Here is a 22735-nt window from a genome sequence, read left to right on the forward strand (position 1 = left end):
GTTCCCGATTCGACGAGGAGCCCGTCATGGCCAACGACACCTTCGATCTCGACGTCACCGCCGAGCATCCGATCGACGATGAGGCGTTCGCGGCGATCGACCGCGACCGTCTGGTCACCGAGATCGCCGCGCTGCCGAGCGATTTGCGTGCGGGCATGACGGGCATCCTCGTCGACGGGCGCACCTACTCCGACGTGTCGCAGGAGCTCGGCATCCGCCAGCCTGAGCTCGTGCGCATCATCCAGCGGGGCAAGGCGATCATCCTGCGCCGCACCGCGCAGGCCGGCTAGCGATGGCGGCGCTGATCGGCCTCAGCTCGTACATGGAGCAGGCCGCCATGGGGCTGTGGGACCGTCCCGCGGCCGTTCTGCCGCGCGTCTACTCCGATTGCGTCGTCGGCACGGGGGCGGCGTTCGTTGCGCTGCCGCCGCAGCCCCCGACGCCGGATGCTGTCTCTCGTGTCCTCGACGCCATCGACGGCCTCATCGTCACCGGCGGAAAAGACGTGGATGCTCGCCTCTACGGCCAGGAACCGCATCCGGAGAACGACGTCCCGCGGCCCGACCGCGACCAGTGGGAGATCGCGCTCGTGCGCGGCGCGATCGAGCGCGATCTGCCGTTCCTCGGCATCTGCCGCGGACTGCAGATCCTGAACGTGGCGCTCGGCGGCACGCTCATTCAGCACCTGCCCGACGTGATCGGCTCGAACCGCTACAGCTACGGGAATGCCGTGTTTGCGGACAACCCGGCGATCACCGAGCCGGGGTCGCGTCTTGCGTCCATCGTGGGGGAGCGCCTCACGGTGAAGAGCTACCACCACCAGGCGATCGACCGCGTGGCCGACGGCCTCACGGTCAGTGCCCGCGGTGACGACGGCGTCATTCAGGGCGTCGACATCGACGGCATGACCTTCGGGGTGGCCGTGCAGTGGCACCCGGAGGAGTCGCCCGACGACCTGCGGCTATTCGCGGCCCTCGTCGACGCTGCCGACGCCTGACTCGCGCACGGAGCGCTCGGCGAGCCCGCCGTCGGCGAGGTCGATGGCCTCGGTGAGGCTGCCGCTGCGGCGTTCCGGGTCGACGCTCTCGGCGAGCGGGTGCATCACGTCGCCGCCGACCCGGTCGAGCAGGGCGTGCAGCATCTCGACGGCGTCGTCGACGATCTCCGTTGAGCGCTGGTCGGTGCCGTGCAGTAGCCAGCGAGCCACCTCCAACTCGGCGGCGAATGCCGCGCGCTTGCCCACCTGACGGTCGTTGACGCCGCGGGCGTGCGTGTAGGCGTCGAGGGCGGCCTCGGGAACGGCCGGGTCGGCCGAGCCGAGGATCCAGAACAGGTCGCGCGCGGGGTCGCCGACCTGCAGGCGTGACCATCCGAGCATCCCGGTGACGGTCTCGCCGACGGCGAGCAGCGACCCGGCCGACAGCGAGCCGTTGATAACAGTCGGGGTGAACTGCCACAGCGCCTGGTCTTCCGTCGCCGCCTCCCAGCGGGTGAGCAGGGAGGCCGGTACGAGTCCGGTCGCGGCGGCGCGGTCGAGGGTGGCGACCGCTTCACGCACGACGTCGACGGGGCGCCACTGCGGCAGTCCCACATCGCCGACGACGCTGGTGGGCAGCGCGTGCACGGCGGCGACGGCCCGCCCGATCGAGGCGGCTTGGCCGGGCGTGATCCGCTGCAACTGCAGGGGAGCGCCGTCGAGATAGTCGGTGACGATCGCGCGGGTGCCGTCGACGATCGTGGTGCCGAGGATGCGGTGCACGGCGAACGGTAGCCGGTTGCGCACCCCGTCGCTCAGGGCGCGCAGGGCGACCAACTCGGCCGACTGCTGCTGCTCGCCGGCCGGTGTGCGCGGGAGCCGCATGATGAGCGTGCGCCCGTCGCGCGCCGACAGCACGGCGATGTCGGCGTCCCCGCCGGCAGTGCCGAGGCGCTCGGCTTTCACGACGTCGAGGCCGGGCACGGCCGCCGTGGCGAGCGCGGCGAGAGTGAGCGGTGTCCTGGCCATGCCCACCAGGGTAGGTGCGGAGGCGCCCGAGCGCGTCGTTCGCCACACGTTCTCTCGGGTCAGCGGGCGTAGGGTTATCGTCGCTCGTCGTCACGTCCACCCTGGAGGCCTAGTGCTTCGCTCGCTCACCGGTCGGCTGCCGCTGTCGCGCTACCGCATCGATCGTGACAACGCGACGCGCGAGCGACCGCACGTATTCGATGAACTGTGGGCGGATGCTCGCACGCGCGTCCTTGCGCTGTGGCGCGGAGAGGTGCTGCTGACCCCCGCACAGGAGCCCGCCCTCGAGTTCCTCACGCCCGACCGGGTGCCTTCCGACGCTCTGCGCATCTATCTCGGCCGCACGGTCGACGACGACCCGGACGGCGGGATCCCTGCCGGGTCGCCCATTGTGGCGGTGGTTGTCGACGACGCCACGGGGCCGACGCTTGCCTCCGACATGGTGCGCTGGGGCAACCCCCGCACCTTCGGGCACCAGCTCTGCGACCGCGATGCGGGGCTCGCCATCGAGGCTCTGGGCATCGCCAATTGGCACGCATCGCACCAGTTCTCGCCGCGCACGGGAAACCCGACGGAACCGGGTCGAGCCGGTTGGGTGCGCATTGATGTCGGGACGGGTCGCGAGATCTTTCCCCGCACCGACGCCGCCATCATCGTGGGGGTCACCGACGAGCGTGACCGCCTCGTCCTTGGCTCAAACGCGCAGTGGGAGTCGAATCGGTTCTCGCTGCTCGCCGGGTTTGTCGAACCGGGGGAGTCGCTCGAGGCCGCGGTCGTGCGGGAAGTCTTTGAAGAGTCGGGTTTGCGCGTCGTCGACCCGCAGTACGTCGGCTCGCAGCCGTGGCCGTTCCCCGCGTCTCTGATGCTGGGATTCCGCGCGAGCCTCGACCCCGCGCAGTCGGCGACGCTGCGCCCCGATGGCACCGAAATTCTCGACCTGCGCTGGTTCAGCCGCGACGAACTTGCCGCGAGCCTGCCCGACATCGTGCTGCCGAGCCGCACCTCGATCGCCCGCGCGATCATTGAGGACTGGTTCGGCGGGCCGCTCGACGCATGACGACCGTCACGGCAGACCGGCTGCTCGCCCAGCTCGACGACCGACAACGGGAAGTCGCCGAGGCTCTCATCGGTCCCGTCTGCGTGCTCGCGGGCGCCGGCACCGGCAAGACCCGCGCGATCACCCACCGCATCGCCTACGGCGTATCGACGGGGGCGTACGACCCGCGTCGCGTGATGGCGCTCACCTTCACGACCCGCGCGGCCGGTGAACTGCTCGGTCGGTTGCGCGCGCTCGGCGCCGAGGGGGTCGCTGCCCGCACCTTCCACTCGGCGGCGCTGCGCCAACTGGCCTACTTCTGGCCGACGGTCGTCGGCGGCTCCCCGCCCCGCGTGCTCGACGGTAAGGGCCCGCTGCTCGGCCAGGCCGCGCAGTCGTTGCGCATCAGCGTCGACACCGCCGCCCTGCGCGATCTCGCCGCCGAGATCGAGTGGCGCAAGGTTAGCCGGCTGTCGATCGAGCAGTACGCGACCCGGGCGCCGAGCCGCAGCATGCCGGGCGGCCTCACGGTCGAGCAGGTCGTCGACCTCCAACGCCGATACGAAGATGTGAAGGACGAGCGTCGCCAGATCGATTTCGAAGACGTGCTGCTCGCCACCGCCGGGATGCTCGAAAACGAACCGCGGGTCGCCGAGCAGGTTCGCGAGCAGTACCGATTCTTCGTCGTCGACGAGTATCAAGACGTCTCGCCGCTGCAGCACGACCTGCTCATGCTGTGGCTCGGCGGCAGGCGCGAACTGTGTGTCGTCGGCGACGCCTCGCAGACGATCTACTCGTTTACGGGTGCCACGAGCGACTATCTCGTGCGATTCGGCACCGAATTTCCCGAGGCAGCCATCGTGCGGTTGGAAGACAACTACCGGTCGACGCCCGCGATCGTCGACACCGCGAACCGGCTCATGCGCGGTCGGCCCGGCGCCCTGACGTTGCGGGCAGCGACGCCGGGTGCTGATGGCGACAACCGCGTGGAGGGGACGCGGGCGCACGGGGTTGCCCCGAGCATCCGGGGTCACGCCGACGACGCGGCCGAAGCGGCGTACGTCGCCGAGCAGGTCGCTCAGCGCATCGCCGACGGCGCCGCACCGGAATCGATCGCCGTGCTGTACCGCATCAACACCCAGTCGATCGCCCTCGAGGCGGCCTTGCGCCGGCAGGGCATCCCCGTGCAGTCGCGCGCGAACAGTCGATACTTCGACCAGCCCGAGGTTCGCCAGGCGCTCATGCTGTTGCGCGGCGCCTCCGTCGCCGTCGGCGATGAGCCGCTGTTCAAGAGCGTCAGCGACGTGCTCCGGGGTCTCGGCTGGCGGCAGGACCCACCGACCGGCGGCGGGGCCGAACGCGCGCGGTGGGATGCGCTCAACGCGCTGCTGGCGCTCGCCGAGGAGGCGCCCGCCGGAACGACCCTCGCCCAGTTCGTCGACGAGCTGCGCGCCCGCGCCGAGCAGCAGCACGCGCCCACGATCTCGGCGGTCACGCTGTCAACCCTGCACGCCGCGAAGGGCCTCGAGTGGGACCACGTTCACATCGTCGGCCTGTCGGAAGGTCTCGTGCCGATCAGCTACGCGGGCACCGACCTGGCGGCAATCGACGAGGAGCGGCGCCTGCTGTACGTGGGCGTAACCCGCGCGCGACGAACGCTCGACCTGTCGTGGGCGGCGACCGGCGCGAACTCGCGCGGAGAGCGCGCGCCGAGCCGCTTCCTCGCGGAGCTCAGCCCGCCGCGATCGGCGTCACGCCGCTGAGCTCCAGCCCACGGCAGCCGCAGCGCGGCGATGGCTGCCAGGTGCGCTCGGTGCGTGCGCCCGTCTCGGTGTCGAGGCGCACCTGGTGCGTGGCACGCTCGGCGAGCATGCGCACGACCTCGAGTGCCGCCTCGGTCGCGGCCAACTCGGTGTCCGCCGAGGCTTGGGTGCGCCACAGCTGCGGGCTGATCGCCGCCCAGGCGGGGTCGGCGTCGGTGCGCTGCTGCTCGACGCAGGCGATGCACGGGGTGCGGCCGGGATCGACGAGCGGACCGATCGTCACGGCCAGCTCGCCGAACACGACGGGCACGTGCAGGAGGTCGCGGTTCAGCCACCGCAGGTGTTCGAGCGGGTCAACCACGTGGTGGCTGACGAGCACCGCTGCGGCGATACCCGCGGTATCGAGTGCCTCGCCGGTCGCGCCCGTGACGACGCGAAAACCGGCGCTGGCGAGCAACCCTGCGATGCGCGCGGTGGCCGGAACCGCACCGACGACGGCGACGCGCGGTCGGGCCACCGGCTCGGGCGGGGGAGCGAGCGCCGGCTGAATGGCCGCCACGAGCCGCTCGACCCGGTCGAGACGCACTCCGGCGAGTTCGGCGAGTACGTCGAGCCCGTCGCGAGTGACGCCGGTCGCGAGCGCCCCGAGGAGGCGAGCCTCGCCGTCACCGATGTCGTCGATCACCGCGACGACAGGGTCGACGCCGAGCTGGACGGTGCGCGGATCGCGCCAGACAAGGGCTCTGCGCGGGTCGAGTCGGAGGATCATGGCGCACATGATGCGCCCGGTCCGCTAGCCGCAGCGCGGGTTGTGCACAGCCCCGCTACGCGGTCGGCTCGTCGCTCGACGGCGGCTCGTCCGGAGCCTCGCCCGGCCCGCGCTCGACGGGCCGGTCACCCTCCCCGGCGAGCAGATCGCTGAGCGCCTTGTCGAGCGCGTCGGGCTCGGCGGGGCCGTCCGTCATCGACCGGATGCGCGCATCCGGGTCATCGATGTCGGCAGCGGTCGGCATGAGGTCGGGGTGCGCCCAGAGGGCGTCGCGAGCCTCGGTTCCCACGGCGTCGGTGACCTGACGCCAGAAGGCGGCGGCCTCACGCAGTCGTCGCGGTCGCAGTTCGAGCCCGACCAGGGTGGCGAAGGCGCGCTCGGCGGGGCCGCCGGATGCGCGGCGGCGGCGCACCGTCTCGGCAACCGCGTCGGCGCGGGGGATGCGCGTGGTCGCGTCGGCCGTGACCACATCGACCCAGCCCTCGATGAGCGCCAGGGTCGTCTCCAGGCGGGCGAGCGCCTGTTGCTGCGCTTCCGTCTTTGGCTCGATCAACTCTCCGCTGGTGAGTGCGGCTCGGAGGCTGTCGAGGTTCTGCGGATCGAAGCCCTCAGCGAGCGACTCGAGGCGCTCGAGCCGAATCGTGGTGCCGCGCGTTGCATCGGTGATGGCGCTGATCAGATGGGCCCGCAGCCAGCGCGCGTGCCGGAACAGTCGGGCGTGCGCGAGCTCGCGCACCGAGAGGTAGAGCTGCACCTGGTCCGCGGGAATATCGAGGTCGGTGCCGAAAGCTGTCACGTTCTGGGGCAGCAGCGCCGCTTGCACATCGGTTTCGTCGCGGCCCGGCAACAGAGGTATTCCGATGTCGCCGCCCGAAACCACCTCGGCAGAAAGTCGCCCGACGACCTGACCGAGCTGCAGCGCGAAGAGGGCGCCGCCGACCTGTCTCATCATCTGGGAGGCGCCAGCGAGCATCCCCTTCAGTTCTTCCGGAACCTGTTCGGCGAGCACCCGTGTCATCGAGTCGGCGATCGAGGTCGCGACCGGCTCGGCGAGCTCGGTCCACACGGGCATGGTCTGGTGCGCCCACTCGGCGCGGGTGAGCAGCGCCGGCTCGCTCGTCAACTGGGTGATGCCGGTCGCCTCGTCCAGCCACAGCGCGGCGACGCTGAGCGCCTGCCGCAGCCGGTCGAGGTCGAGTTGGGCGGTGCGGGTCGAGCCTTCGGCAGCGATGCGCCCCGCCTCGTCCCGCGCGTTTTGCCAGTCGATGCCGTCGCCCGTGGAATCCATGGCCTTGCGCAGCTGGCCCATGAGTCGCGCCATCATCACCGGGTCTGCGGGCAACCCCGCGGCGCCGGCGAGCTTCGACGGGTCGATGTCGCCCTCCCCGGAGAGGAACTTGCGCATCATGTCGCGGAATTCGTCGTCGTTCGCCCCGAGGGGGTTCTCAGCCATGGTTCCTACGCTAATGCGGTTGCCGGGCGCAGCACCCGGGCGTTCGCCGTAGGCTGACCGGGTTCCCAGTGGCGGCTCAGCCCCCGCCGCAGAAACGTTGATCAAGGAGACGCGTGAGCTTGTTCACCGACGACGACGACGCGCGCGTCGAACAGACGGTACGCCGGGGCGGTCGCCGCGTCGGCCTCCTCATGATGGCCGTCACCGTCTTCGGGATGCTCGGGCTCGCGATTCTGCCCTCGCCGTACGTCATCGAACGGCCCGGCCCCGTCATCGACACCCTGGGTTCTGTGACGGTCGACGGCGTCGACGTTCCCCTCATTGAGATTCCCGACGAGCCGACGTATCCCACCGAGGGGTCGCTCAGCCTGGTGACGGTGAACGTGCTCGGAAACCCCGAGAACTCACCAAGCTGGTTTGAGGTCATGAGGGCGTGGGTCACCCCGTCTCAGTCGGTCGTGCCCGTCGACCAGGTGTTCCCGCCCGGGGTTTCCACCGAGGAGCGCCGCGAGCAGAGCCGCATCGACATGGAGAACTCTCAGCAGGAGGCCGTCGCCGCGGCCCTGCGTGCGATCGGCGAGCCGTACGAAAGTCGCCTCGTCGTGGTCGACCTGCTCGAGGGGAGCCCCGCGGCCAACGTCATCGAACCCGACGACGAGATCGTCGCGGTCAACGGTGTCGCCGTGCGGGATGTGACCGCGCTGCGTGCCGAGATCGCCCGCAACGGTGTGGCGGGAGCGGCCGACGTGACGATTCGCCGCGACGGTACCGAGCAGTCGGTGCCGATCACCCCGGTGCTGTCGGAGGGCACCGACCGGGTTCCGGTGATCGGGGTCCTGATCGCCGGCCAGTACGAATTCCCCATTGACGTGCGCATTCAGCTTGAGAACGTCGGCGGACCGAGCGCGGGAATGATCTTCGCCCTCGGCATCATCGACAAGCTCACGCCGGGGTCGCTCTCGGGCGGAGCCGAGGTCGCGGGCACCGGCACGATTGCCGCCGACGGCTCGGTCGGTCGCGTCGGAGGAGTGGTGCAGAAGATGCACGGAGCGGTCGGCGTGGGAGCCGACGTCTTTCTCGCCCCGCTCGCGAACTGCGGCGAGATCTCGGGCAACATTCCGGGCGACTTGGACGTCTACCCGGTCGCCTCCCTCAACGAGGCCATCGCGGTGTTGCAGGCCGTCGAGTCGGGGGCGCCGACCGACGATTTCGCTCGCTGCGGACAATAGGGGCTTGCCGGGGAGTACCAAGCTTCCTCCCACTAGTCTGAAAGGGAGTGCCCACCTACCCCGGGAGTCCCCACGTGACGTCCACAGCAACGCCGCCCCAGAACCGCTCGAGGTCGACCCTCGCGATCTCCGCCGGAATCCTCGCGGCGCTCGTCATCCTGTTCTTCGTCTTCGCTAACTTCTACACCGACATCCTCTGGTACGACCAGCTCGGATTCCTCAACGTGCTCACCACGCGATGGATCGCGACGGGTGTCATGTTCCTCGTCGGCTTCGTCGCGATGTTCCTGCCCGTGTGGCTGAGCCTCCAGCTCGCCTACCGCACCCGGCCGATGTACGCGAAGCTCTCCTCGCAGCTCGACCGGTACCAGGAGGTCGTCGAGCCGCTGCGTCGCGTTGCGATGCTCGGTATCCCCGGCGTGCTCGGTCTCTTTGGCGGTGTCGCCGCGGCCAGCAGCTGGCCCGTCGTCTTGCAGTGGCTGAACCGCACCCCGTTCGGCATCGCCGACCCCGAGTTCGGCTTCGATGTTGGCTTCTTTGTCTGGGAGCTGCCGTTCTGGCGCGGCATCATCGCCTTCGCCTCGGCCGTCGTCTTGCTGTCGCTGCTCGCGGCCGCCGCGACGGGCTACCTGTACGGATCGATCCGCGTCAACGGCCGCGAGATCCGCATCAGTCGCACCGCGCGCATCCAGCTGGCGGTCACCGGTGGTCTCTACGTGGCCCTGCAGGGTGTGTCAATTTGGTTCGACCAGTACGCGGCGGCCGTTGAACCGAGCGTCGGCTTCCTCGCCGCCGGTGCGGGCTTCACCGAGGTGAACGCCACCATCCCGGGCCGCGCGATTCTCGCCGGCATCGCGATCATCGTCGCCATACTGTTCTTCATCACGGCGGTCATCGGTCGCTGGCGCCTGCCCGTCATCGGAACGGCCCTCCTCGTGATCAGCGGCCTCATCATCGGCAGCGGCTACCCGGCCCTCGTGCAGCAGTTCCAGGTAGTGCCGAGCGAGCGCGAGCTCGAGGCGCAGTTCATCCAGCGGAACATCGACTTCACCCGCGATGCCTACGGTGTCGCCGACATCGTCGAGGTCCCGTACAACGCGGTGACCGAGGCGGAGGCGGGCGCGCTGCGCGAATACGCCGAGACCACGGCGAACATCCGCATCATCGACCCCGCACTGGTTTCGCCGGCGTTCGCGCAGCTCGAGCAGTTCCGCCAGTACTACCAGTTCCCGCGCTTCCTCGACGTGGGTCGCTACGAGATCGACGGTCAGACGCAAGACACGGTTCTCGCCGTGCGCGAGCTGAACCCTGACGGCCAGTCGGCGCAGAACTGGGTCAACCAGCGCATCGTCTTCACCCACGGCTACGGCCTCGTGGCCGCCTTCGGCAACCAGCGCTCCGACGACGGTCAGCCGGTCTTCCTCGAGCAGGGCATTCCGGTGGGTGGTGTGCTCACCGAGCAGCTCGGTGAGTACGAGCCGCGCATCTACTTCGGCGAGTTCTCTCCGACGTACTCGATCGTCGGCGCGCCGGAGGGGGCCGAGCCTCAAGAGCTCGACTTCCCCGCCGAGGGCGAGGTGGGCAGCGACGAGAACATCGACGCGTCGGGCAACGCTCGCTACACCTTCACCGGTGACGGCGGCCCTGCGCTCGACAACGTCTTCAAGCGCCTCATCTACGCCATCACGTTCCAGTCGACCGAGATCCTCCTGTCGAACCAGGTGAACGACCATTCGCAGATCCTCTACGACCGCGACCCGTTGACCCGCGTGCAACGTGCCGCGCCGTACCTCACGCTCGACAACGACCCGTACCCGGCGATCATCGACGGACGCATCAAGTGGATCGTCGACGGCTACACGACGACGGCGAACTACCCGTACTCGACCTCTGTTGCGCTGTCGGCGGCGATCGCCGATACGTACACACCGGCGCCGCAGTTTCCGATCGACAACATCAACTACATCCGTAACTCGGTGAAGGCGACGGTCGACGCATACGACGGCTCGGTGACGCTCTACGCGTGGGACACGGAAGATCCGGTGCTGCAGACGTGGCAGAGGATCTTCCCGAACACGCTCGAGTCGGCCGACGAGATGTCGGACGCGCTGCTCAGCCAGGTGCGATACCCGAGTGACCTGTTCAAGGTGCAGCGCAATATCCTCGGCCGCTACCACGTGACTGAGCCGGGCTCGTTCTTCGCGACCGATGACGAGTGGCGCACCCCAAACGACCCGGTGTCGAACCCCAACGCGCCAACGCTGCAGCCCCCGTACTACCTGACGATGCAGGTGCCGGGCAGCGACGATCCGTCGTTCACGCTGTACTCGACGTTCATCCCGGCGGCGACCGGCGAGAACCAGCGCAACGTACTGTTTGGCTACCTCGCCGCGAACGCCGACGCGGGTGACGACTACGGCAAGCTGACGCTGCTGCGTCTGCCGCGCCAGACGACGATTCCCGGCCCCGGACAGGTGCAGGCTCAGTTCGACTCCGACGCCAACGTCGGTCAGCAGCTGAACTTGCTGCGTCAGGGTCAGACCGAGGTCATCAGCGGAAACCTGCTGACACTCCCCGTGGGTGGCGGACTGCTCTACGTGCAGCCCGTCTACGTGCAGTCGACCGGTGAAACGAGCTTCCCGCTCCTGCGTCGTGTGCTCGTGTCGTTCGGTGAAGAGATCGCGTTCGAAGACACGCTCGATCAGGCGCTCGATGTGCTGTTCGGCGGAGACTCGGGCGCCGTCGCCGGTGACGGCGACGTGGAGCCCGGGGCGCCACTGCCGACCGACCCTGCCGAGCCGACCGAGCCGACGGAGCCGACCACGCCGGCGCCGCCGATCGATCCGAACGCGCTGCAGCAGGCGCTGGTTGACGCCCGCGACGCGCTGCTCGACCGTGAGGCCGCGTACCGCGCGAACGACCTCGTCGCGGCGGCTCAGGCCGATGCCCGCCTGCAGGAGGCACTGGAGCGTGCAATCCAGCTGAGCCAGTAGCCACCACAAGGAGACACGGGAAAGCCCCGGCCGAATGGCCGGGGCTTTCCCGCTGTTTCGCCGCGTTACTCAGCGCTGATGTCGTTCGATCCCTCGTCGTCGATCGTCGGGCTACCCGAGCCGAAGCGAACGGTGTTGCCCGATCCCTCCGCCTCGATCTCGATCGCGGAGGTGGTGGTGATCACGTTTCCCGTGCCCTCAACCTCGATCTCCACGACGTCACCCGCCGTGATCTCGTTGTTCGCGCCGTCGACGTCGATCTCCTCGGCGTTCTCGGCAGAGACGATGTTGTTCGACCCGTCGACCTCAATCTCTTCGCAGTTGCCCACAATGGTCGCGACCACGTCATTGGCGTCGATGTCCACATCGCCGCCACCATCACACACGATGGTCACGGTCAGGCCATTCTGCGTTGTTTCGAACTCTCCACCGCGGGTGAGCGGGACGAGCCATGCGCCGCTTTCCGGGTCGACGCTTGCGTCGGCACTTGGGCGTTGCTCGATGGGGTCGATCCCGGTCGGATTGCTCGATGCGGAGCCTGCCATCGAACTGCAACCCGCGAGGGCGGCGGCGGATACGAGCGCGCCGAGCGCGAGTGGAAGGCGGTTCAGTGTGCGAGTCATGCTGTTTCTCCTTGTGGGGTCGGGTTAACACGCGTGGCGCGCCGGCGGTTCTCGCCGTTACCCATCAACCCTGTTCGGCAAACATGGGCGAAACATGACGAGAGTGTGAGAGGACTCTCACGAAGATAGAACGTGCTGTCTGTCCACCGGGCGGGGGTTCCCCGTGTTGGGACTGCTCGTGGCCACCCCAAACCTTTAGGTTCTTTCGTAGGGGCTGGGAGAGGGAATGTCTCATGGTCATCATCGACTATCGGGCAGACTGGGAAACTATGGGGGAACACGACGACTTCGTCGCTCGCTTCGCGACGGTCCACGGCGCGCTCGAGCAGTTCGCCTGCGTTGCCGTCGCGTCCCTCATGGTCGCGGAAGCGCGTATCGAATTGCAGACCGACGCGGGCCGGCTCACGCTTGCCGCGTTTGGTGAGCACGTCGAACGACCCGCCTACCGATACGAGGTGCCGATTCGGGCGTTGACCGGGCAGACCATTGCTTACTTCGTGGTGCTCGACGACCAGGCTCGCGACACCAACGAGTTCGATCTCGAGGTCATTTTCAAGCTTGCGGACGGTGCTCAGCGAAAGCTCATGCTCGCCTGGAGTGACACGGGCCCGCGGTCCGTTCTGTAGGTCGCCGGGGTGGCGTCGATTCGACCGCGTCGTTCACCCCGTGGTAGCCTGAGAGTACGCCGCGGGGTGGAGCAGTTCGGTAGCTCGCCGGGCTCATAACCCGGAGGTCGTAGGTTCAAATCCTGCCCCCGCAACAAAAGTAGGCCCCTAATCTGGGATTTCTTCGCAGATTAGGGGCCTACTGCTTTGCTCGGACTATGCAGGTCAGGACAAAAGTCAGGTCCAGATCAGGTGAGTTCGAGACCCTCCTCGCCTGCCTGGCGGTTCTTCGAGGTAGCGTTCTGCGTCATCCGCTTGTCCTGCTCGTCGGCGCTAGGCGCGGGAGGGCTCGTGAGCTTAGCGGTGACCGGCATCCGCTTCGCCGCCCGCGCGGAACGGGACGGAGCGGTAGCGGGACCGCCTCCAACACTCTCGTCATAGCCGCGGAGTGCGGTGCGCCAGCGTCGAAGGCGTGCGGCGTTCGCCGCCGTCTGCGTCTTGAGCGCGTCGAGCGTGAAGCCGTCTCCCAAGCTTTCCAGCGCCGGGGCCGCCTCCCCTCCGACCGCGCGAACCTCCCAGACGCCGCCGTGCTGCTCGATCCCGGCGAGATCGGCCACTTCGTCGAAGACTCCGGAGAAGTCGCCGGACAGCAGCGGCAGCGCACGAAGGATGCCGAGCACCTCGGCGGCGTGGTCCTCCCTCTCCTCGACGGGGCTACGCATCTCGTCGTCGGCGCGAGTCTCGTCCTCCGCAAGCAGAGCCCGCTGCGCGTCGAGATAGGCGAGGTTCCGCCGCTGGCTGGCCAGGAGCGCTGTGGCCGTCGCACCGGTGGCGAGATGACGGCCCGTGGTGGTGCCGTCAAGGATGAGCCGTCGGGGGCCGGGGATCCCCTCGCGGGGCGAGGAGAGGCGAACACCCGCGCCACGCATTACCGCGGCATTGATCGAAGGTGTGGGTACGTCGGCCAGGAGGCCACCGACCTCGGCCAGGTAGTCGTCGGCGGATGTGTTCATGGAGATCATCTCCTTCTTCTTGAAGGTCAGTCGCCGAGCTGGCGACCGAGCTGTCGGGCCAGTGCGGGCGTGGGGTCGTCGTCGCGGTGAGGAACGACCCCTCGTGCGAGAGCAGCAGACACCTCGAACCATCCATGCGCTGCGCGGTCCAGACCTCGATGGCGTCGTAGGACTCGTGCGGCACCACGGTGCTCTCGTCGACTCCCCAGTAGTTCAGGTTCTCGGCGAACCCGGGGCCCCCCGCTCGCGTCGACGCCCAGCGTCAGGTCGGGCGGAGGTGCGGAGCCGGTGGGCCACAAGAGCCCGACCACGACCCCGACGACGACGCCCACCACGGCGGTCATCGCCCAGAGCGGCATGCGCCTCCAGCCCGATCGCCGATCACGCGCGGGCGGATACTCGACACGGCCACCGTCCTGTCGCCCGCGCTCGGATACACCCACGCGGCCGCGATCGACCTTCGCATCGTCGGCCCCCGGCGGTCGGGCGTCGACGGGATCGTCATCGGTGGCACCGACGTGTCTCGCGAGGTCTTCGAGTTCGCGGAGCCGTCGCTGCGCAGCCGGGTCGAGCACGATATCGGCATCGGGGCCGTACGCGCGCCGACGCAGGAGCTCGAGTTCCCTCGAACGTTCCGGCGACGGCGACGGCGCAGTCATACGCTCATTATTCCGCGGAACGACGCTCGCGTTCACTGCACCCTTCGCGATCGGATAGGGTGGTCGACATCCACACGGGAGTCCTTGCAAGGGCTGAGATCGGGCTGACGCAGCCTGCGACCGTTCGAACCTGTCCGGGTAATGCCGGCGAAGGAAGTAGGAGTCGCCCCATGGAGTCCGTCCATTCATCGCGCGTTCGCGCGCACCGTCGTCGCCCTCACCGCACGCTGCGCGAGCAATAGGCGCCGGGGCATGGCTCACCCGAACGGAAGTCGGGCCGAGCGCCACGCCGAGATGTCAGGCAGCCTCGGGCAGCAATATCTCGGGCAGCGCGGCGCGGAGTTGCCGCGCGCTGGCGGCGGGGTCGTCGGACTCGGTGATCGCGCGTACCACGACGACACGATCGGCCCCTGCGGCGACGACGTCCTCGATGTTCGACATGTCGATGCCGCCGATGGCGAACCACGGGCGCCGCGTGCCGATGCCCGCCGCGTAGCGGACGAGCTCGGTCCCCACCGCGGCGCGGCCGGGCTTGGTCGGTGTCGCCCAGACCGGCCCGACGCAGAAGTAGTCAAGGTCGTCCGCGGCGGCCGCGAGGTCGATCTGGTCGGGGGTGTGGGTGGACTTGCCCAGGATCGCCCGCGGTCCGACGACCGTCCGGGCGAGCCGCTCGGGAAGATCCTTCTGACCGAGGTGCAGGACGGGGGCGCCGGTGACGCGCGCGACGTCGGCGCGGTCGTTCACCGACCAGAGCGCGTCGTGACGGGCCGCCGCGTCCGCGAGGATGCGCAGGAAGTCGAGCTGCTCGCCGCCCTCCAAGGACTTGTCGCGCAACTGGATGATGTCGACGCCGCCAGCGAACGCAGCATCCACGAAATCGGCGAAGTCCCCCTGACGGGCGCGCGCGTCGGTGCAGAGATAGAGGCGTGCAGCGGCGATGGACATCGGCTCACCCTATCGGCGGATCCGGTCCGCCGCGGCCGGCCCACCGCCGACGTGATTGTCGTCGGCGGCGGGATCATCGGATTGAGCATCGCCTGGCGCGCGATGCAGACCGGACGCTCCGTGCTGCTGATCGACCCCGCTCCCGCCCAGGGCGCGACGTTCGCAGCGGCAGGCATGCTCGCGCCGGTGAGCGAGTACCACCACCAGGAGGACGCGCTCCTGCCGGCGATGCGGGAGTCCGCCGCGCGGTACCCCGGGTTCGTCCGCGAGCTGGAACTCGTCGAAGGGGCGTCAGGCTACCTCCGCACAGAGACGCTGCTGGTGGGCGTCGATCATGGGGACCGGCAGGCACTGGCGGATCTGCACGCCGCGCACCGTCGTGCGCAACTCGAGGCCGAGCCGCTGACGACACGCGACGCGCGCGCTCGCGAACCACTCCTCGGTCCGCGGGTGAGCAGCGTCTACCGCGTGGCGGGCGACCACCAGGTCGACCCGCGGATGCTCGCGGCCAGCCTGCTCGACCGGCTCCAGACGCCGGACGGACATGCGCGTCAGGTGGGTATCGCGCGTGAGCAGGTGGTCGCCCTGCTGCATCGCGATCGCGCGGACGACGACTCACCTGTCATCGGAGTCCGGCTCTCGGACGGGACCGAAGTCGTCGGGGCGGAGGTCGTGCTCGCCAACGGTGCCGGAGCGAGCGCCATCGACGGGGTCCCCGGACGTCTCGCTCTGCCGCTGCGACCCGTGTACGGCGACATCCTCCGGCTCGGGGTGCCCGACCGGCTCCGGCCGCTGCTCCGCAGCACGGTACGCGCCCTCGTCCACGGTGAGAGCGTCTACCTGGTACCCCGCGCCGACGGGACCCTCGTCGTCGGCGCCACGCAGCGCGAGGACGGAGTGGATGCGGTGTCCGCGGGCGGCGTTCACCGGCTCCTTCGTGACGCACAGCAGGTGGTGCCCGCGGTGGGGGAGTTGTCGCTGATCGAGGCGACGGCGAGGACGCGACCGGGCACGCCGGATAACGCACCCCTCTTGGGACGCGTCCCGGGCCGGGACGGCGCCGCTGTCGCCGGACTGACCGTGGCCACGGGCTTCTTCCGCCACGGAGTCCTTCTCGCGCCGCTCGCGGCGGACATCGTCCTGGGTCTCATGGACGGCCACCCCGATCACCGCTGGGACGCGTTCCGTCCCGATCGATTCACCACTCACGCCGATCACACGGCAGAAGGGATCCACCGATGACCGCGATCACCGTCAACGGCGAACCCCGTCACACGTCCGCTTCGCAGTCGGTCGCCGACCTGATGGAAGGGATCCTGGGCGTTCGGATCGGGGTGGACGGCACCGTCCCCGGCGGCACGACTCTGGGCATCGCCGTCGCCGTCAATTCCGTCGTCGTCCCTCGCGCGCGATGGGCGCACGAGCGTCTCGCCGAGGGCGACGCGGTCGAGATCGTCAGCGCCACGCAGGGAGGATGACGTGACCACCGACACTCTGCACATCGACGGCGTCGCTCTCGGCTCACGACTGATCATGGGGACCGGCGGCGCACCCAGCCACGCCGGTCTCGGCGCGGCGCTGCGGGCCTCGGGCACGGAACTCACCACCGTCTCGATGCGCCGGCACGATCCGTCGACGACCGGCTCCCTCTTCCGGTTGCTGAGCGACGAGGGCATCCGCCTGCTTCCGAACACGGCAGGATGCCTCACCGCACGGGAGGCTGTGCTCACCGCAGAACTGGCGCGCGAGGCGTTGTCGACCCACTGGATCAAGCTCGAGGTGATCGCGGACGAGGACACCCTTCTTCCTGACGGAGCCGAGCTCGCCCAGGCCACCGAGGAGCTCGTCGCACGGGGCTTCGTCGTGTTCGCGTACACCAACGACGACCCGGCACTCGCCCTGCGACTTGAAGAGCTCGGCGCAGCCGCGGTCATGCCCCTGGGCGCCCCGATCGGCACGGGACTCGGCATCCTCAACCCGCACAACATCTCGCTCATCGTCGAACGCGCCGGCATTCCGATCGTGCTGGATGCAGGAATCGGCACCGCATCCGACGCAGCCCTCGCCATGGAGCTCGGCTGTGACGCCGTCCTGCTGGCCACGGCGGTCACGCGCGCGCAGGATCCGGTCGGCATGGCGACGGCCTTCCGCCACGCCGTGATCGCCGGTCGACTCGCCCGCCTGTCGGGCAGGATCCCGCGGCGCACTGCGGCCCACGCCTCCTCGGCCATGGAAGGAAGGCCCGACCTATGACACCGACACCGAAAGGCACCCCGCTGCCGCCGGTCGTCGCGCCGGCTCCGGAGTTGGAGCCCGAGGAGATCGACCGGTACTCCCGGCACATCCTGCTCCCCGAGATCGGGGTCGTGGGGCAGCGGCGGCTGAAGAATGCGCGTGTGCTGGTGATCGGCGGTGGCGGGCTCGGATCCCCGATCCTCCTCTACCTCGCCGCCGCCGGGGTCGGCACGCTGGGGATCGCGGACGACGACGTCGTGGAGTCGAGCAACCTCCAGCGTCAGATCGTCCACGGCGTCGACGACATCGGCCGCCTCAAGATCGACTCCGCACGCGACGCCGTCACCGCGATCAACCCGCGGGTAAAGGTGCACACCCATCCGCTGCGACTGTCGAGGGAGACCGCGACGGGACTGTTCCAGGAATACGACGTCATCGTCGACGGGACGGACAACTTCGCCACCCGCTACCTCGTCTCGGATGCCGCGACCGTGACGGGGAAGCCGTGCGTCTGGGGATCGATCCTTCGATTCCAGGCGCAGGTCAGTGTGTTCTGGAGCATTCACGGCCCGACGTACCGCGACCTCTACCCGGACGCACCGCCCCCCGAGTCCGCCCCCTCGTGCGGCGAAGCGGGCGTGTTCGGTGTGCTCTGCGGCGTGGCCGGATCGATGATGGCCGCCGAGGCGATCAAACTCATCACCGGCACGGGTCGAACCCTGCTCGGGCGACTCGCCACCTTCGACCTCGCCGACGCCAGGTGGCGGGAGTTCACCGTCGCACCCGACCCCGTCACCGACCCCGGTGCGCGCACGGGCACCGGGGGACTGTGTCCTGCGGACTCGTGCACTGAGGAGGATCCGGCTGCCCTCATCGACGTGGACGAGCTGAGCAACGCGCTGGCGGGGTGCTCGTCGAGCGAGGTGCCGTTCGAGCTTCTCGACGTCCGAGAGGCCGACGAGTACGCCCGAGGACACATCTCGGGCGCGCGCTCCACGCCGCTCAGCCGACTGCGAGCCGACGGCCCGGGTTTCGCCGCCCTCCCCGCCGATCGTCCGATCATCGTCTACTGCAAGGCAGGACCGCGTGCGCGTGCCGCCGCGGCACTTCTCCTGGCCGCCGGGCACCCCGAGGTGCGTGTCCTGGACGGGGGATTCGCCCGGTGGGCCCTCCAGTCGTACTGACCGCCTCGCCGACCGCCCGGTCGCTTTCTCCGAGGGCGCGCGCTCAGTCCCGTCGGCGCGGATGCTCCGTCGCTGCCGACGTGCCGCGATGGAAGTGGTTCAACGGTCCGTTTCCCGTGCCCACGCGGAGCTCGTCCGCGTGCCGGAGCGCCCCGGACAGCCAGTCTTTCGCATGCAGCAGGGAGGAGTGCCAGTCGCCGAACCGGGCTTGCAGGGTGGCGAGTTCCGGCAGGTTCGGCGTGAGCAGGTCGACGCAAGACAGGAGGCCGTCCCACCGGCGCAGCGCGCGGGTGGGAAGGAGTCGCCGGCCGCTCGAGGAATGAAGCACCGGGTCGAGGACCACGATGGGCGGGCGAACCCGGTGGAGCCAGCGCTCCACCGCCGCGACGGCAGCGGTCGAGCCGAGCATCCCGATCTTCACCGCGTCGACGATGACATCGTCGCTGACCGCATCCAGCTGCGCGCGAAGCACGCGAGCCGGCGGCACGTGCACCGACCGGACGCCGTGGGTGTTCTGCGCCACCACGGCGGTAACCACAGCCATTCCGTAGCCGCCGTTGGCGGCGATGCTCTTCAGGTCGGCGTGGATCCCCGCGCCTCCGGCCGGCTCGCCTGCTCGCGCACGGAGGGCAGCTCCAGGTAGACCGTGCCGCCGGAATCACGGAAAGCCCCGGACTTCTCACGCATGCCCGCGATCCGTTCCTGCTCGGACATGTCGCCGAACTGGTCGCGGATGTCTTGCGAGATGCGCATCGAGCAGAACTTCGGCCCGCACATCGAGCAGAAGTGCGCGGTCTTGGCCGGTTCCGCGGGCAGCGTCTCGTCGTGGAACTCCTCCGCCGTGACGGGATCGAGGGAAAGGGCGAACTGATCCCGCCAGCGGAACTCGAAGCGTGCCTTCGACAGAGCGTCGTCGCGCTCGTTGGCGCCGGGGTGCCCCTTGGCGAGGTCCGCGGCGTGCGCGGCGATCTTGTAGGTGATCACGCCGGTCTTCACGTCGTCCTTGTTCGGCAGTCCCAGGTGCTCCTTCGGGGTGACGTAGCAGAGCATGGCGGTGCCGTACCGGGCGATCTCGGTCGCCCCGATCGCCGAGGTGATGTGGTCATACCCCGGGGCGACATCCGTCACCAGCGGTCCGAGCGTATAGAACGGCGCACCGTCGCAGAGCTCCTGCTGCCGTTCCACGTTCTCGCGGACGAGGTGGAACGGCACGTGCCCGGGACCTTCGACCATGACCTGCACGTCGTATGCCCATGCGCGCTTGGTCAGTTCGGCGAGGGTGTCGAGCTCGGCGAACTGCGCCGCGTCGTTCGCATCGGCCGTGGATCCGGGCCGCAGTCCGTCACCGAGCGAGAATGCGACGTCGTACCGGGCGAAGATCTCGCACAGTTCGTCGAAGTGCGTGTAGAGGAAGTTCTCCTGGTGGTGCGCCAAGCACCAGCCGGCCATGATGGAGCCGCCCCGCGAGACGATGCCGGTGACCCGGTCGGCGGTCAGCGGCACGTAGCGCAGCAGCACACCGGCGTGGATCGTCATGTAGTCCACACCCTGCTCGCACTGCTCGATGACGGTGTCCCGGAAGATCTCCCACGTGAGCCGGCTCGCCTCGCCGTCGACCTTCTCCAGAGCTTGGTAGATCGGCACCGTTCCGATCGGCACCGGGGAGTTGCGGATGATCCACTCCCGCGTGGTGTGGATGTCGTCGCCGGTGGACAGGTCCATGACCGTGTCCGCCCCCCACTGCGTCGCCCACTGCAGCTTGTCCACCTCTTCGGCGATCGAACTGGTCACCGCTGAGTTGCCGATGTTCGCGTTGATCTTCACGAGGAAGGCCCGGCCGATGATCATGGGCTCGGATTCCGGGTGGTTGATGTTGTTCGGGATGATCGCTCGCCCTGCAGCGACCTCGGAGCGCACCAGTTCGACGTCGCAGCTCTCTCGCAGAGCGACGAAGCGCATCTCCGGGGTGATGACTCCGCGCCGGGCGTAGTGCATCTGGGTGACGGTCCTACCGGGACGGGCCCGGCGCGGACGGCGTCTGGGCCCCTGCCACTCGGCCGACGCCGCCCCACGGCGAAGTGCCGCACGCCCGTCGTCCTGCAGGTTGCGCTCCCGGCCCTCGTAGACCTCGGTGTCGCCGCGCGCCTCGATCCACTCGGAGCGGGCCGGCTCCAGTCCGCGCAGCGGGTCGCTTCCGGGTCCCGCCGTGCGGTACACCGTGAGGGGCGGATTCGGAACGGCGCCGGGGGAGTCGCTGAGCGCGATGCTGGTCACGGGAACACGGATGCCGTGCACCTCGTCACGCAGATAGTCGAGCGAATGGGATGAGAGCGCATCGGTCATCAGAAGTCCTACTTCCTTCGCCGGCATTACCCGGACAGGTTCGAACGGTCGCAGGCTGCGTCAGCCCGATCTCAGCCCTTGCAAGGACTCCCGTGTGGATGTCGACCACCCTATCCGATCGCGAAGGGTGCAGTGAACGCGAGCGTCGTTCCGCGGAATAATGAGCGTATGACTGCGCCGTCGCCGTCGCCGGAACGTTCGAGGGAACTCGAGCTCCTGCGTCGGCGCGCGTACGGCCCCAGCGCCGCGAGTGCGGCAAGCACGAGGGCGAAGACCGAGTCGACCTCCATGTCGCACGCTGCGCCGAAGCGGGACTCGAGCCGCTGCCGGCGAGCCAGCTTGCCATCCACCCCGTCGAGACTGAGCGCGATGATCGCGAGCCCGATGATTGCCGTCGCTGACGGAGCTCCCGCAACGAGCAGCCCGACGATGATCGAGACGAGCCCCCAGCGGATGCTCGTGACCACGTTCGCCGCGCCCAGTCGCGTGTGCGGGTGGTGACGTCGCAGGAACGCAGAGCCGGCACCGAATCCGACGGCCGCGGCCAGTGCAGTGGACTGGTGGGGACGACGGCAACGCTGGTGACGGCCGCTGTACTGGCCGTGGCCGCGAGCGTGGTCAGGGCCGATACGCCGACGAAGTTCACGAGCACGCGGCTCGAGGTGCCAACCCGTTTGCGCCTGACCGCCGGGTCGGCGCGGGTCAGATCAGCGGTGGTCACGGCGGCACGCTAGCACCGCAGCCTGCGCGTATTCGTTCACCGAATATTGCGGCGCGTCTGTGCTGGGAGGGCCCCGCATGTTGCGCCAGAGTGGACGTAAGGCTTTCGCCGCTCAGCCCCCCTATGTTGGTGCGGCGTAGCCGGTCGGGGCGCTGACGGAATCGGGTTTCGTCAGCACCCCGACCACCCTTTCTTCGCTGCCGGCGTCCGGCCGGTGCGCCTAGTGGGTCGGAGGCTGCGCCCCGCGCCACTGCACGGCGGCTGCGCCGGAGCGCACACCGGCGGCGACGGCGGCGGCGAGTTCCGCGCCATCCGCGAGCTCTGCGCAGACCGCGCCGACGAACGCGTCGCCCGCCCCGGTCGTGTCGACAACCTCGACACGGGGCGCGGCCACATGGCCGCTCGCGGCAGCGTCGCACCACACCGCGCCGTCACCGCCGAGCGTGATGATGACGCTTCGGCAGCGGCTGGCGAGGGATTGCGCGGCCGACAGGGCGCCTTCGACATCGGTGAAGGATGAGGCGCCCACCGCCCGCGCTTCGCTCTCGTTGACGACGAGCGGGTCGCACAGCTCGAGCAGTTCGTCGGGGATGTCGCGGGCGGGGGAGAGGTTCAGCGCGACGCGGCCGCCGGCTCCGACGACCGCGCGTGCGGCGGCGTGGACGACACCGAGCGGCACCTCGAGCTGGCTGAGCAGGACCGTGCCGGGGCCGGCGAGCTCAGTGATCGTGGTGGCCACCGCATCCGCGTCGAGGCGACCGTTCGCGCCGGGCGCGACCACGATCGTGTTCTCGCCGTCGCGTGAGACGGTGATGAGCGCAACGCCGGTCGGTGCGTCGCTGAACCGGGCGACGCTCGATACGTCGACACCGCCTGCTCCAAGAGCGTCGAGCATGGCATGGCCCCCCGCGTCGTCGCCGACGGCGCCGACGAAGACGGGCATGGCGCCCGAGCGGGCCGCGGCAAGCGCCTGGTTCGCGCCTTTGCCCCCCGTCGCGACGACGACGTCGCCGCCGAGCAGGGTCTCACCCGGCTGGGGATGGCGGTCGACGACGACCGTGTAGTCGGTGTTCGCCGAACCGAGAACGATGAGGGAGGCGCTCATGGCTCCATGCTGGCAGAGCGGCGACCGTGGTGAGCGGCCCCGGCCGCCTCTAGG

22 protein-coding genes, 1 tRNA gene and 2 riboswitches are annotated in these 22735 nt (G+C 69.3%); of the genes, 12 read left to right on the plus strand and 11 right to left on the minus strand.

The genetic code is table 11. The features are described 5' to 3' along the window. Nucleotides 1-26: 26 nt before the first annotated feature. Both CPY97_RS04875 and CPY97_RS04880 read left to right on the plus strand, forming a co-directional pair. On the plus strand, nt 27-290 hold the full coding sequence (locus tag CPY97_RS04875; protein WP_096421027.1) for a sigma-70 family RNA polymerase sigma factor: 264 nt from the start codon (nt 27-29) through the stop codon (nt 288-290). A 2-nt stretch (nt 291-292) separates the two neighbouring features. Continuing rightward, nucleotides 293-997 (plus strand): gamma-glutamyl-gamma-aminobutyrate hydrolase family protein, encoded by a 705-nt coding sequence (locus tag CPY97_RS04880; RefSeq protein WP_096421028.1) that lies wholly within the window; start codon nt 293-295, stop codon nt 995-997. On the opposite strand, the gene CPY97_RS04885 is transcribed toward CPY97_RS04880, so the two are convergent. Next, a complete protein-coding gene (locus CPY97_RS04885; protein WP_096421029.1) occupies nt 962-2005 on the minus strand; it encodes a phosphotransferase in 1044 nt (347 codons plus the stop codon). The genes CPY97_RS04880 and CPY97_RS04885 overlap by 36 nt on opposite strands. A gap of 112 nt (nt 2006-2117) precedes the next feature. Here CPY97_RS04885 and nudC point away from each other — a divergent pair, with 112 nt between their 5' ends. Together nudC and CPY97_RS04895 are read left to right on the plus strand one after the other, a co-directional pair. Then, nucleotides 2118-3062 carry an NAD(+) diphosphatase gene (nudC, locus tag CPY97_RS04890; protein ID WP_231924044.1) on the plus strand — a complete coding sequence of 315 codons (945 nt, stop codon included), beginning with the start codon at nt 2118-2120 and terminating at the stop codon, nt 3060-3062. Beyond that, complete coding sequence (locus CPY97_RS04895) at nt 3059-4804, plus strand: ATP-dependent helicase (RefSeq protein WP_096421030.1); 1746 nt, start codon at nt 3059-3061, stop codon at nt 4802-4804. Before nudC ends, CPY97_RS04895 begins: the two co-directional genes overlap by 4 nt. Here the strand turns inward: CPY97_RS04895 and CPY97_RS04900 are convergent. Both CPY97_RS04900 and CPY97_RS04905 read right to left on the minus strand, forming a co-directional pair. Beyond that, nucleotides 4773-5573: a hypothetical protein gene (locus tag CPY97_RS04900; protein ID WP_096421031.1), complete on the minus strand. Its 801-nt coding sequence runs from the start codon at nt 5571-5573 to the stop codon at nt 4773-4775. The two genes, CPY97_RS04895 and CPY97_RS04900, sit on opposite strands and share 32 nt — an antisense overlap. A 55-nt stretch (nt 5574-5628) precedes the next feature. Continuing rightward, the gene (locus tag CPY97_RS04905; protein WP_096421032.1) at nt 5629-7026 is read right to left on the minus strand and encodes a zinc-dependent metalloprotease; all 1398 of its coding nucleotides are present in this window, start codon (nt 7024-7026) and stop codon (nt 5629-5631) included. A gap of 113 nt (nt 7027-7139) precedes the next feature. Here CPY97_RS04905 and CPY97_RS04910 point away from each other — a divergent pair, with 113 nt between their 5' ends. Then, nucleotides 7140-8255 carry a PDZ domain-containing protein gene (locus tag CPY97_RS04910; protein ID WP_096421033.1) on the plus strand — a complete coding sequence of 372 codons (1116 nt, stop codon included), beginning with the start codon at nt 7140-7142 and terminating at the stop codon, nt 8253-8255. A gap of 74 nt (nt 8256-8329) precedes the next feature. After that, a complete protein-coding gene (locus tag CPY97_RS04915) occupies nt 8330-11248 on the plus strand; it encodes a UPF0182 family protein (RefSeq protein WP_173826863.1) in 2919 nt (972 codons plus the stop codon). Between the two features lie 65 nt (nt 11249-11313). Here CPY97_RS04915 and CPY97_RS04920 read toward each other — a convergent pair whose 3' ends face one another. Beyond that, nucleotides 11314-11871, minus strand: coding sequence for a DUF3060 domain-containing protein (locus tag CPY97_RS04920; protein ID WP_096421034.1), 558 nt, complete (start codon nt 11869-11871; stop codon nt 11314-11316). Between the two features lie 233 nt (nt 11872-12104). Here CPY97_RS04920 and CPY97_RS04925 point away from each other — a divergent pair, with 233 nt between their 5' ends. Both CPY97_RS04925 and CPY97_RS04930 read left to right on the plus strand, forming a co-directional pair. Further along, a complete protein-coding gene (locus CPY97_RS04925; RefSeq protein ID WP_096421035.1) occupies nt 12105-12497 on the plus strand; it encodes a hypothetical protein in 393 nt (130 codons plus the stop codon). Nucleotides 12498-12557: 60 nt separating this feature from the next. Beyond that, a tRNA-Met gene (locus CPY97_RS04930) sits at nt 12558-12631 on the plus strand. Nucleotides 12632-12724: 93 nt separating this feature from the next. On the opposite strand, the gene CPY97_RS04935 is transcribed toward CPY97_RS04930, so the two are convergent. The 3 genes from CPY97_RS04935 to thiE form a co-directional block, all read right to left on the minus strand. Beyond that, nucleotides 12725-13489: a hypothetical protein gene (locus CPY97_RS04935; RefSeq protein ID WP_096421036.1), complete on the minus strand. Its 765-nt coding sequence runs from the start codon at nt 13487-13489 to the stop codon at nt 12725-12727. Between the two features lie 26 nt (nt 13490-13515). Continuing rightward, nucleotides 13516-14148, minus strand: coding sequence for a hypothetical protein (locus CPY97_RS04940; RefSeq protein ID WP_096421037.1), 633 nt, complete (start codon nt 14146-14148; stop codon nt 13516-13518). A 64-nt stretch (nt 14149-14212) separates the two neighbouring features. Then, a riboswitch (TPP riboswitch) is annotated at nt 14213-14321 on the plus strand. A gap of 124 nt (nt 14322-14445) precedes the next feature. Next, nucleotides 14446-15093: a thiamine phosphate synthase gene (gene thiE / locus CPY97_RS04945; protein WP_096423378.1), complete on the minus strand. Its 648-nt coding sequence runs from the start codon at nt 15091-15093 to the stop codon at nt 14446-14448. A gap of 51 nt (nt 15094-15144) precedes the next feature. On the opposite strand from thiE, the gene thiO reads away from it, so the two are divergent. Genes thiO through moeB form a run of 4 tightly spaced genes read left to right on the plus strand, consistent with a single transcriptional unit; the run spans nt 15145 to nt 18512 of the window. Next, the gene (gene thiO, locus CPY97_RS04950) at nt 15145-16335 is read left to right on the plus strand and encodes a glycine oxidase ThiO (protein WP_231924045.1); all 1191 of its coding nucleotides are present in this window, start codon (nt 15145-15147) and stop codon (nt 16333-16335) included. Further along, nucleotides 16332-16571, plus strand: a complete 240-nt coding sequence (gene thiS, locus CPY97_RS04955; RefSeq protein ID WP_096421038.1) for a sulfur carrier protein ThiS — start codon at nt 16332-16334, stop codon at nt 16569-16571. The genes thiO and thiS overlap by 4 nt, the downstream gene beginning before the upstream one ends. Nucleotides 16572-16626: 55 nt before the next feature. Next, entirely contained in the window at nt 16627-17346 is a 720-nt protein-coding gene (locus tag CPY97_RS04960; protein WP_096423382.1) for a thiazole synthase, read from the plus strand. After that, entirely contained in the window at nt 17343-18512 is a 1170-nt protein-coding gene (gene moeB / locus CPY97_RS04965) for a molybdopterin-synthase adenylyltransferase MoeB (protein ID WP_096421039.1), read from the plus strand. Before CPY97_RS04960 ends, moeB begins: the two co-directional genes overlap by 4 nt. Nucleotides 18513-18555: 43 nt before the next feature. Here moeB and CPY97_RS04970 read toward each other — a convergent pair whose 3' ends face one another. From CPY97_RS04970 to CPY97_RS04985, 4 genes are all read right to left on the minus strand, one after another. After that, a complete protein-coding gene (locus CPY97_RS04970) occupies nt 18556-19101 on the minus strand; it encodes a bifunctional hydroxymethylpyrimidine kinase/phosphomethylpyrimidine kinase (RefSeq protein ID WP_096421040.1) in 546 nt (181 codons plus the stop codon). Next, complete coding sequence (thiC, locus tag CPY97_RS04975; protein ID WP_096421041.1) at nt 19086-20855, minus strand: phosphomethylpyrimidine synthase ThiC; 1770 nt, start codon at nt 20853-20855, stop codon at nt 19086-19088. The genes CPY97_RS04970 and thiC overlap by 16 nt, the downstream gene beginning before the upstream one ends. Continuing rightward, a riboswitch (TPP riboswitch) is annotated at nt 20851-20959 on the minus strand. It overlaps the preceding gene by 5 nt. Before the next feature lie 6 nt (nt 20960-20965). After that, complete coding sequence (locus CPY97_RS04980) at nt 20966-21322, minus strand: CDP-alcohol phosphatidyltransferase family protein (RefSeq protein ID WP_161494075.1); 357 nt, start codon at nt 21320-21322, stop codon at nt 20966-20968. Nucleotides 21323-21796: 474 nt separating this feature from the next. After that, a complete protein-coding gene (locus CPY97_RS04985) occupies nt 21797-22681 on the minus strand; it encodes a ribokinase (protein WP_096421043.1) in 885 nt (294 codons plus the stop codon). Between the last annotated feature and the right edge of the window lie 54 nt (nt 22682-22735).

Origin of the sequence: Microcella alkaliphila, assembly GCF_002355395.1 — a bacterium.
GTDB classification, from domain to species: Bacteria; Actinomycetota; Actinomycetes; order Actinomycetales; family Microbacteriaceae; genus Microcella; species Microcella alkaliphila_A.

Coding starts and splice junctions, on each gene's coding strand:
- CPY97_RS04875 (WP_096421027.1), top strand. CDS start 27: ATGGCCAACGACACCTTCGATCTCGACGTCACCGCCGAGCATCCGATC.
- CPY97_RS04880 (WP_096421028.1), top strand. CDS start 293: ATGGCGGCGCTGATCGGCCTCAGCTCGTACATGGAGCAGGCCGCCATG.
- CPY97_RS04885 (WP_096421029.1), bottom strand. CDS start 2,005: ATGGCCAGGACACCGCTCACTCTCGCCGCGCTCGCCACGGCGGCCGTG.
- CPY97_RS04895 (WP_096421030.1), top strand. CDS start 3,059: ATGACGACCGTCACGGCAGACCGGCTGCTCGCCCAGCTCGACGACCGA.
- CPY97_RS04900 (WP_096421031.1), bottom strand. CDS start 5,573: ATGATCCTCCGACTCGACCCGCGCAGAGCCCTTGTCTGGCGCGATCCG.
- CPY97_RS04905 (WP_096421032.1), bottom strand. CDS start 7,026: ATGGCTGAGAACCCCCTCGGGGCGAACGACGACGAATTCCGCGACATG.
- CPY97_RS04920 (WP_096421034.1), bottom strand. CDS start 11,871: ATGACTCGCACACTGAACCGCCTTCCACTCGCGCTCGGCGCGCTCGTA.
- CPY97_RS04925 (WP_096421035.1), top strand. CDS start 12,105: ATGGTCATCATCGACTATCGGGCAGACTGGGAAACTATGGGGGAACAC.
- CPY97_RS04935 (WP_096421036.1), bottom strand. CDS start 13,489: ATGAACACATCCGCCGACGACTACCTGGCCGAGGTCGGTGGCCTCCTG.
- CPY97_RS04940 (WP_096421037.1), bottom strand. CDS start 14,148: ATGACTGCGCCGTCGCCGTCGCCGGAACGTTCGAGGGAACTCGAGCTC.
- thiE (WP_096423378.1), bottom strand. CDS start 15,093: ATGTCCATCGCCGCTGCACGCCTCTATCTCTGCACCGACGCGCGCGCC.
- thiS (WP_096421038.1), top strand. CDS start 16,332: ATGACCGCGATCACCGTCAACGGCGAACCCCGTCACACGTCCGCTTCG.
- CPY97_RS04960 (WP_096423382.1), top strand. CDS start 16,627: ATGGGGACCGGCGGCGCACCCAGCCACGCCGGTCTCGGCGCGGCGCTG.
- moeB (WP_096421039.1), top strand. CDS start 17,343: ATGACACCGACACCGAAAGGCACCCCGCTGCCGCCGGTCGTCGCGCCG.
- thiC (WP_096421041.1), bottom strand. CDS start 20,855: ATGACCGATGCGCTCTCATCCCATTCGCTCGACTATCTGCGTGACGAG.
- CPY97_RS04985 (WP_096421043.1), bottom strand. CDS start 22,681: ATGAGCGCCTCCCTCATCGTTCTCGGTTCGGCGAACACCGACTACACG.